15 protein-coding genes are annotated in these 12,954 nt (G+C 58.3%); 9 read left to right on the top strand and 6 right to left on the bottom strand.

Annotation, left to right across the window (positions count from 1 at the left end):
• The first annotated feature begins 6 nt into the window (after positions 1-6).
• From ABK249_RS02240 to visR, 9 genes are all read left to right on the top strand, one after another.
• On the top strand, positions 7-474 hold the full coding sequence (locus tag ABK249_RS02240; protein ID WP_227701904.1) for a chemotaxis protein CheW: 468 nt from the start codon (positions 7-9) through the stop codon (positions 472-474).
• Entirely contained in the window at positions 471-1,379 is a 909-nt protein-coding gene (gene cheR / locus ABK249_RS02235; protein ID WP_348862073.1) for a protein-glutamate O-methyltransferase CheR, read from the top strand. Before ABK249_RS02240 ends, cheR begins: the two co-directional genes overlap by 4 nt.
• Entirely contained in the window at positions 1,376-2,416 is a 1,041-nt protein-coding gene (gene cheB, locus ABK249_RS02230; protein ID WP_210048552.1) for a protein-glutamate O-methylesterase CheB, read from the top strand. The genes cheR and cheB overlap by 4 nt, the downstream gene beginning before the upstream one ends.
• Positions 2,416-2,805 carry a response regulator gene (locus ABK249_RS02225; RefSeq protein ID WP_037158816.1) on the top strand — a complete coding sequence of 130 codons (390 nt, stop codon included), beginning with the start codon at positions 2,416-2,418 and terminating at the stop codon, positions 2,803-2,805. Before cheB ends, ABK249_RS02225 begins: the two co-directional genes overlap by 1 nt.
• A complete protein-coding gene (cheD, locus tag ABK249_RS02220) occupies positions 2,802-3,359 on the top strand; it encodes a chemoreceptor glutamine deamidase CheD (RefSeq protein ID WP_037158813.1) in 558 nt (185 codons plus the stop codon). Before ABK249_RS02225 ends, cheD begins: the two co-directional genes overlap by 4 nt.
• Before the next feature lie 13 nt (positions 3,360-3,372).
• Positions 3,373-3,762, top strand: coding sequence for a chemotaxis protein CheT (gene cheT / locus ABK249_RS02215; protein ID WP_227701906.1), 390 nt, complete (start codon positions 3,373-3,375; stop codon positions 3,760-3,762).
• A 157-nt stretch (positions 3,763-3,919) separates the two neighbouring features.
• Positions 3,920-5,590, top strand: coding sequence for a flagellar basal-body MS-ring/collar protein FliF (gene fliF / locus ABK249_RS02210; RefSeq protein WP_037158810.1), 1,671 nt, complete (start codon positions 3,920-3,922; stop codon positions 5,588-5,590).
• Between the two features lie 396 nt (positions 5,591-5,986).
• On the top strand, positions 5,987-6,724 hold the full coding sequence (gene visN / locus ABK249_RS02205; protein ID WP_227701907.1) for a transcriptional regulator VisN: 738 nt from the start codon (positions 5,987-5,989) through the stop codon (positions 6,722-6,724).
• 13 nt (positions 6,725-6,737) lie between these two features.
• The gene (gene visR / locus ABK249_RS02200; RefSeq protein ID WP_348862072.1) at positions 6,738-7,484 is read left to right on the top strand and encodes a transcriptional regulator VisR; all 747 of its coding nucleotides are present in this window, start codon (positions 6,738-6,740) and stop codon (positions 7,482-7,484) included.
• Between the two features lie 62 nt (positions 7,485-7,546).
• Here the strand turns inward: visR and ABK249_RS02195 are convergent, their stop codons facing one another.
• From ABK249_RS02195 to motA, 6 genes are all read right to left on the bottom strand, one after another.
• Complete coding sequence (locus tag ABK249_RS02195) at positions 7,547-7,981, bottom strand: hypothetical protein (protein ID WP_037158801.1); 435 nt, start codon at positions 7,979-7,981, stop codon at positions 7,547-7,549.
• 5 nt (positions 7,982-7,986) lie between these two features.
• Positions 7,987-9,066 carry a flagellar biosynthesis protein FlhB gene (gene flhB / locus ABK249_RS02190; RefSeq protein WP_037158799.1) on the bottom strand — a complete coding sequence of 360 codons (1,080 nt, stop codon included), beginning with the start codon at positions 9,064-9,066 and terminating at the stop codon, positions 7,987-7,989.
• A 208-nt stretch (positions 9,067-9,274) separates the two neighbouring features.
• Positions 9,275-10,327, bottom strand: a complete 1,053-nt coding sequence (fliG, locus tag ABK249_RS02185) for a flagellar motor switch protein FliG (protein WP_037158796.1) — start codon at positions 10,325-10,327, stop codon at positions 9,275-9,277.
• Between the two features lie 28 nt (positions 10,328-10,355).
• Positions 10,356-10,928: a flagellar motor switch protein FliN gene (gene fliN / locus ABK249_RS02180; RefSeq protein WP_348862071.1), complete on the bottom strand. Its 573-nt coding sequence runs from the start codon at positions 10,926-10,928 to the stop codon at positions 10,356-10,358.
• Between the two features lie 64 nt (positions 10,929-10,992).
• The gene (locus ABK249_RS02175) at positions 10,993-11,946 is read right to left on the bottom strand and encodes a FliM/FliN family flagellar motor switch protein (RefSeq protein WP_037159960.1); all 954 of its coding nucleotides are present in this window, start codon (positions 11,944-11,946) and stop codon (positions 10,993-10,995) included.
• On the bottom strand, positions 11,946-12,815 hold the full coding sequence (gene motA, locus ABK249_RS02170; protein ID WP_037158790.1) for a flagellar motor stator protein MotA: 870 nt from the start codon (positions 12,813-12,815) through the stop codon (positions 11,946-11,948). Before motA ends, ABK249_RS02175 begins: the two co-directional genes overlap by 1 nt.
• Between the last annotated feature and the right edge of the window lie 139 nt (positions 12,816-12,954).

Raw genomic sequence — 12,954 nt, 5'->3', positions numbered from 1 at the left:
TTGGTTATGTCGTATGCCGTGAAGAACCTTACTCAGGGAAGTCGGGAATTGATCGCCTTCCGTATCGGTGATCAGGAATTCTGCGTGAACATCATGTCCGTCCGCGAAATCCGCGGCTGGACGCCGGCAACACCGATGCCGCATGCGCCGCCCTACGTGATGGGCGTCATCAATCTGCGCGGTGCGGTTCTGCCGATTGTCGACCTGTCGGCCCGGCTGGGCATGAAGGACGCGGAGCCCACCGCACGCCACGTGATCATCGTGGCACAGGTGAAGACTCGCGTTGTCGGTCTGCTCGTCGAAGCCGTTTCCGATATTCTTACGATTACCGACGAGAATATCCAGCCGGTGCCGGAAGTCTCTTCCGACCTTGAGAAACAATATGCCCGAGGAATTCTCGCGATCGAAAAGCGGATGATCTGCATGATCGAGCTTGATGCCCTCTTCCCGGAAAAGGAAAGCGAAGCTGCATGAAGCCTTTGGGCGCCGTAGAAAGCCGGCAGTCGCCGGACGACGTGCTCGCGAGCGGAGAATATCCGCTGACGCGCCGCGACCTGTCCGATATTGCGGCGATGATCTATGCGGATGCCGGAATCTATCTCAACGATTCCAAGGCTTCGCTTGTCTATTCGCGTCTGTCGAAGCATATCCGGGCGCTCGGGTTGCGCGGCTTCAAGGACTATTGCGCACTGGTGGCTTCGCCGGACGGTGCGGCCGCCCGCCGCGAGATGCTTTCGCACCTGACGACCAATTTCACCCGCTTCTTCCGGGAAAACCACCATTTCGAGCATCTGCGCGACGAGGTCCTGCCGGGGCTGATCAATCGCGCCAAGAGCGGCGGCCGCGTGCGTATCTGGTCGGCCGCCTGTTCGGACGGTCAGGAGCCCTATTCGATCGCGCTCACAGTGCTCTCACTCTTGCCCAATGCCGCGGATTACGACTTCCGTATTCTCGCGACGGATATAGATCCGAAAATCCTCGCAGCAGCCAAGGCCGGCATATACGACGAGAATGCGCTCGAAACCATGACGCCGGCCATGCGCAAGCAATGGTTCCGCGAAGTCGAGGTGAACGGCCGCCGCAAGTTCCAGATCGATGAGCGCGTCAAGAAACTCATCACTTTCAACGAATTGAACCTGATGGCGCAGTGGCCATTCAAGGGTAATTTCGATGTCATCTTCTGCCGCAACGTGGTCATCTATTTCGATGAGCCGACGCAGATGAAGATCTGGTCGCGGTTCGCCTCGCTGCTGGCCGAAGGCGGACATCTTTATATCGGCCATTCCGAACGCGTCTCTGGCGACGCGAAAAACCTGTTCGATAACATCGGTATAACAACTTATCGCTATGTCGGTCAGAACGCGGGGAGGAAAGCATGAGCGCTCCGGCACGAGTCCTGGTCGTCGACGATTCGCCCACCATGCGGGGATTGATCACGGCCGTCCTGAATTCCGATCCGGAGGTTAGTGTAGTAGGGCAGGCCGGCGACGCACTGGAGGCGCGTGCGGCGATCAAGCAGCTCAACCCCGATGTCGTCACGCTTGACATCGAAATGCCCAACATGAACGGGCTGGACTTCCTCGAAAAGATCATGCGCCTGCGTCCGATGCCGGTCATCATGGTCTCCGCCATGACCCATCAGGGAGCCAACGCGACGCTCGCGGCGCTGGAGATCGGCGCCTTCGATTGCGTCGGCAAGCCGGCTCCCGGGGACGTGCGTCCCTTCATGGATCTCGCCGAAAAGGTGAAGGCTGCTGCCCGGTCCGGTCACCGCAGGAACGGACCGGCTCCGGCTCCGGTTGCTGCTCCTGCAGCCGAATATCGCGTCGGCCGCAAGGTCGTGGCGATCGGATCATCGACCGGGGGCGTGGAGGCTCTCATCGCGGTACTTCAAAAGTTCCCGAAAAATTGCCCACCGACGGTGATTACTCAACATATGCCGTCGACGTTTACGAAAAGTTTTGCCGACAGGCTTAATCGTATCTGCGCTCCTGTGGTGCAGGAAGCAACCGATGGCGCGCGGCTGGAGATCGGCAGGATCTATCTCGCGCCCGGTGGTGACCGGCATCTGCAGGTAGTCAATCCGTCGGCGCCTTGTTGCCGACTGATCGAAAAGGAACCCGTGAACGGCCATAGGCCCTCAGTGGATGTCCTTTTCGATTCAGTCGCGGATCTGGCGGGCCGCAATGCGGTCGGGGTTATCCTGACCGGCATGGGACGCGACGGAGCCGCCGGTCTGCTGAAGATGCGTAGCGCAGGTGCGCGCACCATCGGACAGAACGAAAAGACCTGTGTGGTCTACGGCATGCCGAGGGTCGCCCATGAAATGGGGGCCGTCGAGCAGCAACTGCCGCTGGGCTCCATTGGAGAAGAAGTGTTGAAGTTAACTGCCGCCCGAAAAGAAGGTACCGAATAATGTCTCTCGCTGAAAAAATCAAAGTTCTGATCGTCGATGATCAGGTGACCAGCCGCCTGCTGCTCAGCGATGCTCTGACACAGCTCGGCTTCAAACAGATCACTGCGGCCGGCGACGGCGAGCAGGGCATGAAGATCATGGCCGAACAGCCCCATCATCTGGTGATTTCGGACTTCAACATGCCGAAGATGGACGGCATCGGCTTCCTGCAGGCCGTTCGCAGCAATCCGAACACCAAGAAGGCCGCTTTCATCATCCTGACGGCCCAGGGCGACCGTGCCCTGGTTCAGAAAGCGGCTCAGCTCGGCGCGAACAACGTTCTCGCCAAGCCGTTCACCATCGAAAAGATGAAGGCCGCCATCGAAGCGGTGTTTGGAGCATTGAAATGAATGACGCGGCTGCAGCCAGGCGTGTCCATATTATTCAGGGAGAGTACAAGGTCGTAAACGATCCGAACGTCGTCCTGTCAACGATCCTGGGCTCATGCGTGGCTGCCTGTCTTCGCGATCCTGTCGCCGGTGTGGGCGGCATGAACCACTTCCTGCTTCCGGGCTCGGGAGGTTCCACGGCATCGGGCGGTGATGCGACACGCTACGGCGTGCATCTGATGGAACTTTTGATCAACGGCCTTCTGAAGCAAGGGGCGCGGCGGGACCGCTTGGAAGCGAAGATTTTCGGCGGTGCCAAGACGATTGCCAGTTTCTCGAATGTCGGCGAACAGAATGCCGCATTCGCCATGCAGTTTCTCAAGGATGAAGGTATCCCGGTGGTCGGGTCCTCAACGGGCGGGGAGCACGGGCGCAAGCTCGAGTTCTGGCCAGTCAGCGGCCGGGCTCGTCAATATCCGCTGACGGGTGCTGAAACCCAACGGACCGTGGCTATGGAAGAGCGTCCCATACGCATGCCGCCAAAGCCGGTCGAAAGCTCTATCGAATTCTTTTGATCACGAGGAAGCTATGAACGATATCGCCACGCCGTCTATTGCTTCCCTTGAGGAATCCCTTCCCGAAATCCTGATGCGGCTGGTGTCGGAACTCCATGACATCGCCTATCTGATCGAGCGGGTCGAACCTCAGCTGATAGAGATCGGCGGTCAGGACATCCTGCAGTCGCCGGACAGCATGAAGGTTCTCCAGGGCATCGACCTTGCGGTCCAGAAGACCCGCGGCATCGCCGAATTCATCGACACGATCACCGGCACGATTCCGGACAACTGGACAGTCGATGTTTCCACCGCGCTCAGCCTCGTCAAGCTTGCCGACATGCAGAAGGCACTGGCAAACGGCCTGCGTCACGGTCATTCTCAGCCGCTGAGCAAGGCGGCTGGAGATTTCGATTTCTTCTGACGCATTTTCTTCCAGCTATCGAAGCTCGGAAGCCTTCTTCAAATCCCATCCGTAATCGTCAAAGGCTTCTTGCCTGCGAAACGCTCGCACAAGCTTCGCTTTCTAGGGTGCGCCTGGGCAGAAGCTCTATATCCGTGTTTGGCGATGTGGGAACAGAATGAATCTGTTAGCTCAATTTTCACAAGTCTTTAAAAATCTGGCCAATCTCGGCCAGACTCGACTTATTGCTTTAGGCGCCGTCGGCGTCGTTTCGATTGCGATCGTTCTTGCTGCGGCCATCTTTGTGAACAAGCCCGCCTACGAGACGCTGTATGTCAACCTGGACACCGCCGACCTGAATCAGGTCAGCATGGCGTTGGCTGAAGCGAACATGGCGTTCGAAGTCGGCACGGATGGCTCGAGCATCCAGGTTCCGGTCGGCAGCACAAGCAAAGCCCGGTTGCTGCTCGCCGAACGTGGCCTGCCCAACAGCACCAATGCCGGCTATGAACTCTTCGACAACGTTGGTTCGTTGGGCCTCACCTCCTTCATGCAGGAGGTGACTCGCGTTCGTGCCCTTGAAGGGGAGATCTCTCGCTCGATCCAGCAGATCAACGGCGTTACCGCCGCCCGTGTTCATATCGTAATGCCGGATGTCGGAAACTTCCGCAGAGGTGAGCAGAAGCCGACCGCCTCGGTGATGATCCGGGCGAGCGCAACGGCCGGCCGCAAGGCCGCTTCATCGATTCGTCATCTCGTCGCATCTGCGGTCCCCGGCCTCGATGTGGATGACGTGACCATTCTTGATTCCACTGGTCAGCTGCTTGCTTCCGGTGACGAGACCGGCGGCGAGCTGAACAAGTCGCTGGGCATCGTCCAGAATGTGCAGCAGGAAATTGAAAACAGTATCGACAAGGCGCTTGCTCCTTTCCTCGGCATGGACAATTTCCGCTCCAGCGTGACGGCCACGCTCAACACGGACAGCCAGCAGATCCAGGAAACGATCTATGATCCGAATTCCCGGGTCGAGCGTTCGGTCCGCACCACCAAGGAAGCGGCGAAGTCGCAGCAGATGCAGAATGACAACGCCGCAACCGTTGAGCAGAACGTACCGCAGGCGGCTCCTGAGCAGGGAGGTCCAGCAGGACCGCAATCTTCCGATCAGTCCGACAAGCGGGAAGAGCAGACCAACTACGAGATCAATCAGAGGACCGTCGCCACGACGCGCAACAGCTATCAGATCGAAAAGGTCTCGGTGGCAGTCGTGGTCAACAAGGGGCGCATCGAGAGGATGGTCGGCGAACCGGTCGATCAGGCCAAGATCGATGCCTATCTCGCCGAAATGCAGAAGATCGTCTCTTCGGCTGCCGGCATCAGTTCAGAGCGCGGCGACGTCGTAACGTTGACTGCTATGGACTTCCTTGAGAATCAGCTTCTGGAAGAGGCTGCCAGCGGCCCGGGTTTCATGGAGACGCTGACACGCAACGTGGGTGGCATCATCAATTCGCTCGCCTTTGTCCTCGTTGCCTTCCTGGTGGTCTGGCTCGGTCTGCGCCCGCTCATCCGCACCGTCAGCGGCACCGGCGTGGCGGGCGAAGTTGCGACCGAAGGCGCCGGGCTCGAATTGCCGGATTTCTCTCCGGCCGGCGGCAGTCCGTCGCTTATGGAAGGGTTCGGCGCAGATTTCGGCTTCGACAGTTCGGACGATATTCTGGGCAGCGGCGAAGGCGAAGGCTTCAACCGTCGCGTCAAGGAAGGCCCGGAGAAACGTCTTGCCCGGATGGTCGAGATTTCCGAAGAGCGCGCCGCAAAGATTCTTCGCAAATGGGCCATCGAAAAAGCTGCCTGACAACCTATCACGAAAATATGATCGTGCGGGGCCGGATACATTCCGGCCCCTTTCTTTTCAGTGGTGCCACACACTTGGCCAATTCTTCTGAACCGCGAATCAGTGGAGGAGGAGGGCAACTGGGGAAATCCTGCCTTCGGATGATGGTAATTGATAACGTCTCTCCTACAATGACCATGATTCGCACGGTGAGTTCTGAGGGTCCGAGGAGGGTGGACCTGCCGCGCTATCCAGCTACGGGCGAGAAGCAGAAGCGGCTATGAACAAGGCCCCTTTGGGTGATTCGTCCGGAAATTCGGGATCGTTTCGGCGTTGGGACGGTTGTGCGTCAGTCAGAAGTGCCGCGATGCGCGTATTCATCAGGAAATGCGTGGCGTGGCGGGGAGTGGATAACGGATGGAGTTATCGGGGGTAGACAAGACAACGGAAGGGCTCTCCCTGAGAGAGGCTGCCGGCTCCAGGGTCCTGTCGCGTGAGCAACTGGCTCGCCGCCTCGCAGTGGTGACGAGTTCGAACAATGTTCAAGGGGTGATGCGCCTGCTGGCGGATTATGTCGGCGCTTCCCACTTCCTTCTTGCCCGCTATGATTTGATCCAGGAACAGGGCCTCGATTTTATCGTCACGTCGAATTGGCCTTTCGATCTCGTTCGGCGTCTGGGCTCTGAACTCGCCAGCGGTTACGCGCGCTCCACCGAGCTTGAGAAATGCCTTTCCCTGCTGACTCCGAGTTTCGCGCTTTTACCGGACGATGTGACACCGCCCGACGACATCAGCCGCCAATACTGCTCTTTGACGTTCTGCGTTGGCAGAACGCGGTTCTCGCTGATGCTGCTTTTCCTGGAAGGCACCATACTGTCGCAGGAGCGTCTGAGGGAAGTAGGGCTGCTGGCCGCCTATGGCGCGAGTTTTGCCGAGAGTGCTGACGTCAGGACCGAGCGGGATTTCGAGTTGACGGAGCGGGAACTGGAGTGTCTTTTCTGGATCGCAGAGGGAAAGACCAGTGACGAGATTGCCGTGATCCTGGGCATATCGCGCAACACCATCAACAACTACATCACAAGCGTGATGCGCAAGACCGCAACAAAAACCCGTTCCGAGGCGATTGCCTACGCGGTACGGAACAATCTGGTGTAGGGGCTGATTTTCAATGGGTTATTCGCGCAGCGGCACGGCAGACGGACCTGGAAGCATCCAGTATCTGCGCCTCCAACGCGCTTCGAGCCGGTCGGATATCTTTCCCAAGCTCACCGCCATGCAGAAGAATCTCAAGGCGCGCAATTTTGCGGTTTTCCGCATCGCCGGCGCCGGTCTGCCCAACAAGCGCAAGCTCGTCTGCGAATTGGACAACTGGGCGGCCGGCATGGTCGAAAGCGGCAACCAGCTGATCAGCGGTTATGGGGAAATCCTGCTCGACCATATCGAAATTTCCCTGCTGCCGCTGATTTGGAATGGATCGGAGAATACCAGTTTTGCCGACGCGGGGGAATTTTCCCCACTGACGCGCCGGCTGCCTTCCGATGTCGTGCCCTTTTCGGGAATTGCGTTTCCGGTGCGACTTGGAGCTCTCGGCAACGGATATGTGACATTTGTCGCCACATCCATGGAGTTATCGAGTGATGCCATCATCGATCAGCATGTCAGAAGCTGCCAGGTCATGATGGATCTGCTGGCGCTCGATGAGCGCCGCAGCGTGCCGGCCGAGTCATTGAGCGAACGCGAGATTGCCTGCCTTCAGCTCGCTGGCGACGGCCGGATCAGCGAGGAGATCGCCGAGAAGCTCGGCCTGTCCGTCCATACCGTCAATGCCTATCTGGGTTCGGCGACCATAAAGCTCGATTCGGTCAATCGTATCCAGGCGATCGCCAAGGCCATTCGGCTCGGTTATATCCACTGATTTTCCGGAAACAGAAGCGCGGCCCGGATGCCGCCCCGTAACGTTCCTCACATGAACGTTCCTCACATGGAGGATGCGCCGGTTCTCGCAAACTTGGCTTCCTGCAGGCTTCTCGCCAGGAACGCGGTGTTGTCGTCCGGATTGTCCATGGGCTCCTGGAAGGAGATGTGGTCGATCTCCAGGCCGGCCTTGCTGTAGGCTAGCGTCAGGCGCGCGTAAACCGAAACGCCGCGCGGCTTGATTTCGAGATCAAGGACGACCTCCGGCGCACCGTCCCATTCGAGCTTGTAATCGCCACCAGCGCCAAAGCTCACCGTACCGGGATGAAAATAAAGTTCGGCAGCAGACGATACGAGATCGGCAAGGCTGCCGTAGCACTCCAGGCGTAAAAGCGAGATGAGGTCGCCTGCATCGAGCAGGCGAAGCTCGGAAGCCACCGGACTGATTGCTTGTGCGACGATTTTTTCCCGTTCGATGGAATAGGTGCATTTTTTCATGACGCTCAGCGTGCCCGTTTTTTCAGAGACCGGGATGCGTAGACCCGGTGCACAAGTTCTGCCACAGCCTTGTAGAAGGCTGGTGGAATGACACTATCCACTGAGACTTGCGCAAACATGGAGCGTGCCAGGGGCGGATCCTCGAAAACAGGGATGCCGTTGGCTTCGGCTATTTCACGGATCTTGAGGGCAATCAGGTCCTGCCCCTTGGCCACGACCACGGGCGCATCGTTCTCCTCGCGCACGTATCGCAAGGCAACGGCATAGTGAGTCGGGTTGGCGATGACGAGCGTGGCGCGAGGCACATTGTTGATCATGCGGCGGCGTGCTCGGTCGCGAGCCACCGATTTCTGACGTGACTTGACGATCGGGTCGCCCTGCGCCTGCTTATATTCGTCCTTGACCTCCTGTTTGGTCATCTTGAGTTGGTTGTACCAGTGATGACGGGTCCACAGGACGTCGACGACCGCCAGGAAGCCGGCGGAAAGGATGACGACGATCACCATCTTTCTGATAATCGTGTCCAGCTTGACGAGAATGACCTGAGGATCGGAGAACATCGCATCCAGCGAGGCGAAAAACTCGCCCCGCAATGCGAAATACATGATGATCGAGACAATCAGGATCTTGAAGAGCGACTTGCCGAACTCCACCAGCCCCGGAATGCTGTAGATCCGGCTAAAGCCCTTCATCGGCGAAAGCCGGGAAATTTGTGGCCGCACACGTTCGAGCACCAACGACGGCATGTTCTGCGCAAACGACGAAGCCAGCCCGAATACAATAAAGAGCAGCATGGCCGGAACCAGCAAGGCCGCGATCGCCCAGGCAAGGTGGACACCAAGCGAGACGACGTCCGGCGTGTTCTCCAGCCGCCATTGATCCGGTTGCTCGAAAAGGTCCTTCAGCGTTTCGCCGACCCGCATTATCCCTGACGGAAGGAAGAAGACGAGGAAGACATAAAAGGCAAGGATGGAGGCGAAGAGCGGCACTTCCCGCGAAAAGGGTATGTTACCCTTTTCCGCCGCCTCGGTCATTCGTTTGGCGGTGGGGTTTTCTGTTTTGCTGTCCTTGTCTTCATCCGACACGGCGCGGGACCAATCGATCTTGGGTTGCGGGGACGTGGCTCAAACGAATCGGCCGCCGCCGCCAGCGATGTTATCGCATCGCCGGCTACCCGCTAATCGAGTCAACAAAAAGACTGTGGGTTGCGGGATTGATGGCAGCGCCAACCGCAACGAAAACGGAGTGAGGATCGCTCCCACCCCGTTTCCCTTCCTCGTGCATCATTCCGTATCAGGCGGCTTCCGCCGGCTTTTCTTCGTCCTTCTTTTCTTCCTTGAGAAGAATCTGGCCGGAGTTGGCGAGCCGGATTGCTTCCTGTGCGACGGCGCGGCGGGCGATCGCCACTTCGCGCGGATTGAGGTTCGGAGCCTGGACGGCGAGATCGCTTTCGATCATGCGGCGCTGGCGCGGGCTGATCGCCGAAAGTACGCATTCCCTGATCTCGTTGTTCGAGCCGCGCAGTGCCATGGTGAGAATGTCTGCCGCCACGTCGTTGAGCAGCATGACGCGGCTGCGTTGCGGCATGTACAGGAGGTCTTCGAAGAGGAAGATTTTCGGGCGAACCTTGTTGACCGATTCCTTGCTGATCGTTTCGAGCGAGTTGAGCAAGGTATCGACCTGGTTCTTCTCGAGTTCGTTCATGAGCTCGGCAACCTTGTTCGAGCCGTTGGCGTTGCGCTCCGCGTCGATTGCGGCGATCAGCTCGATCACCCGGTTTTCGATGATCTGCGCCGCCTTGGGGCTGACTTCCTTCATGTTGACGGCACGGTTCATAATGTCGGCACGACGGCTCTCGGGGAGCTGAAGCAGGACTTTCGCACCGAAACTGGAGGGCATCTGCGAAAGGATGTAGGCAATTGTCTGCGGATGTTCGCGCGACAGGAACTTGCCCACGAACGCAGGCTCGGCATCCTGCAGCCGGTCCCAGATATTGGCCTGGTAGGCCTCGAAGGCGGCGCGACGGCCGAGCAGCCCATCCACCTCTTCCGGGGTCAGGCCAGCTTCGAGAATGCCCTCGATCGCTGCCGCATTGTCCATGAGGCCGGTACCCTCGGTGAAAAGGTCCTCGAACTCGTTCACGACTTGAAGAAGTTCATCGGGCGGGATCGCGCGGAGCGCCTGTGCCGAAGCAATGATATTCTGCAACTCGCTCTGGGTGAAATATTTGAGAAGCTTGCCGGCGACGCCCTTGCCCATGGCGAGAAGAATTGCAGCCGCTTTTTCGGCTTGGGACAGCGGTGTCGTAGAAAGTGCGCTACCGCCGAAATCCTCAAAGTCCATCATGGTCTTCCTTCTCTGTCCCGAACAGGGATCAGGTTCTTCTCGTGCTCAGCACTTCCGTCAGCCTCACGCCAAAGCGGGTGTCATCATTCTCCAGGATGGTGATCTCGCCCTTGCCGATGCGGCGGCCATTGACCACGATTTCCACAGGCTCGCCGATCTTTTTGTCGAGGGCGATCGTGGCGCCTTCTTCAAGGCTCATCAGGCCGGAGACCTGCATGCGGCTTGTTCCGAGCACGATTTCAACGTCGATCGGGATATCCATGATCAGGTCGAGGTTGGCATCAAGGGCACTGCCCGGCTCCTGATAGGTGGCACCGGTTGATGAACTGCCGAACTCGTTGCCGCCGAAATCGCTGCTGCCGAAATCCGCATCTTCGCCGAAACTTGCAGCCTGGGTTTCGAAACCGCCACCAAACGATGGAGCATCGGCTGAAAAATCGCTGGTGCCGGACGCGCTGAAATCGGCATCGAAGCCCGGCACTCCGCCGTCGGCGTCAGATTTCAGGACGCCGCGCAGATCATCGATTGCTTGATCCAGTTCGGCCTCATTGCCGACAGGCATCAGCGGGTCGTCGGTGAAAGATGTCTTCTTCGTAGCCATGCGATCATTATTCCTGTTGAAACTTGCGTCAGCCTGCCTTGTCATGGCGCGGACGGAACCGGGTCTAGCCTATCAGGTGCCTTAAAATTTCATCGTCGGTACTGATATTATCCTTTACACGGACTGTATAACGCTCGCCGGATCGTCCAAATTCGCACGAATACATATCTTTGCCGTTGGCGCTGACCTGGGCACGGACATCCCCCTTGTCCTGGAAGGCGATCACGTCGCCGGCAGCGAGCCGCGCGATCGTGCCAAGCGTCAGCTTCTGCAGGCGGATGCGGGCCTCGAGGGTCACATGCGAGCGGCGAACCTGCTCGTTCATGCGATCCGCCCACTCCTGCCTGGCCTTCGACACCTGCGCCCTGGCTTTCGGTGCCACAACCTTTGTCTTGAGAAATGCGCTCTGCGGGATGATGAGCGCGAATTCCGAGGTAATTGCTCCAAGTTCGAGTGCCATGCGGATCGCCACGCCGAACTCGGGACGGTCAATTTCTTCAGGCTTCGGTCTGTCTTCTGCGTTGTGGGGGCGCTCCAGGCTGGCTTCGAAACCGCCCGGCGCGTTGACGCCCGAACGAAGCACATTGGCGATCCGTTCGAAAACCATCACGGCAAGATCGAGTTCGATATCGGAGAGCGGGCGGTCTATGGGCTGCGTGACCGTGTCGGCGGCGGCACCCAGCATCAATTCCATCAGCGCGATGACGAAACTGTTGCCGCAGGCGAGTACAAAATTCGGAGACCAGTTGCGAAGGCTCCCATCGGATAGGGCGAAACCGTCGCCGAGATCGGCAATCAGGTCGTTCATCAGGCCCGACGTGCAGCTCACGTAGGAGACGCCGATCCGTATGCCGGTTTCGCTGTGAAATACGTCCGGCAGGAACTCCATATACAGTTGTGCGAATTCGCTGCTGATGCTTTCGATCGTCTTCTTGTCGCCGAGGCCGCCGGTCAGCTTTGCGAGAAGCGCCAGGTCCATCCCCGGCGCAGTTGGCTGGGTCGTTTGATTGGTCGTCATCATGCCGCCTTTTCACCACCAGGATTCATCATTTCCTGCTCGACCGAGTCGATCGAGGGTCGTTCCTTGTTGGAAATCGTCTTGCGTCCGTATTCGAGCGCGACCTGCGGTACGGAGCCGTTCATGTAGGCAAGCAGGGTCTGCTTGACGATGATGTAGAGCCGCTGCTGCTTGTTGCGGACGATCTTGATCTGCGAGCAAAGCGGGTTGCAGACGCAGTAGGACAGGAAGATGCCGAGCATGGTGCCGACGAGCGCCGCGCCGATGAGGCCGCCGAGGACTTCAGGCGATTCATTGATCTTGCTCATTGCTTTGATGACGCCGAGGACGGCCGCGATGATACCGATGGCCGGGAAGGAATCTCCGATTGCGATGATCGCGTGATAGGGCTTCATCTTGTCCTGGAGCATCGTGTCGAGCTCCTCGTCCATCAGGGCCTCGATCTCGTGGGAGCGAGCGTTGCCGATGATGATCAGCCGCACATAGTCGCAGATGAATGCGGTGAGTTCCTTGTTTTTCAGCACGGTCGGGGCGGTCTGGAAGATCGAAGATTCGTCCGGATTGTCGATATGTGCTTCGATTTCGTTGCGCGACTTGGTCCTCAGGTCGCGCATCAAGGAATAGAGTACGCCGAGAACGTCGAGGTAATCGCGCTCTTTGGGAACGGCGTTCTTGAAGGCTTCCCCCATCGCCTTGCCGGAATCCTTCACCACCTTCATCGGATTGCCCATGATGAAGGCGCCTACGCCTGCGCCGCCGATGATCATGAGCTCGAAGGGCTGAACAAGCACGTCGACATGGCCGCCCATGGCCATGAAGCCACCGAGAATACAGCCAACGGAGATGACAAATCCGATAATAATATTCATCGCGTACCTGTGCCCGATCGTTTTCGTATGGTCTCGGGATACGGCTTCTGGCTTGCGTGAGGCTGGTTGAGGAATCGCGAATTCGAAGGGGACAGGAACAGCTTCGCACAAGTCTTCGCGCATAGTTCTCGCCATGATC

Origin of the sequence: Neorhizobium phenanthreniclasticum (assembly GCF_040066075.1) — a bacterium.
Lineage (GTDB): Bacteria > Pseudomonadota > Alphaproteobacteria > Rhizobiales > Rhizobiaceae > Neorhizobium > Neorhizobium petrolearium.
The sequence above is the reverse complement of the archived record's forward strand: the minus strand, read 5'-3'. Positions and strand labels throughout refer to the sequence as shown.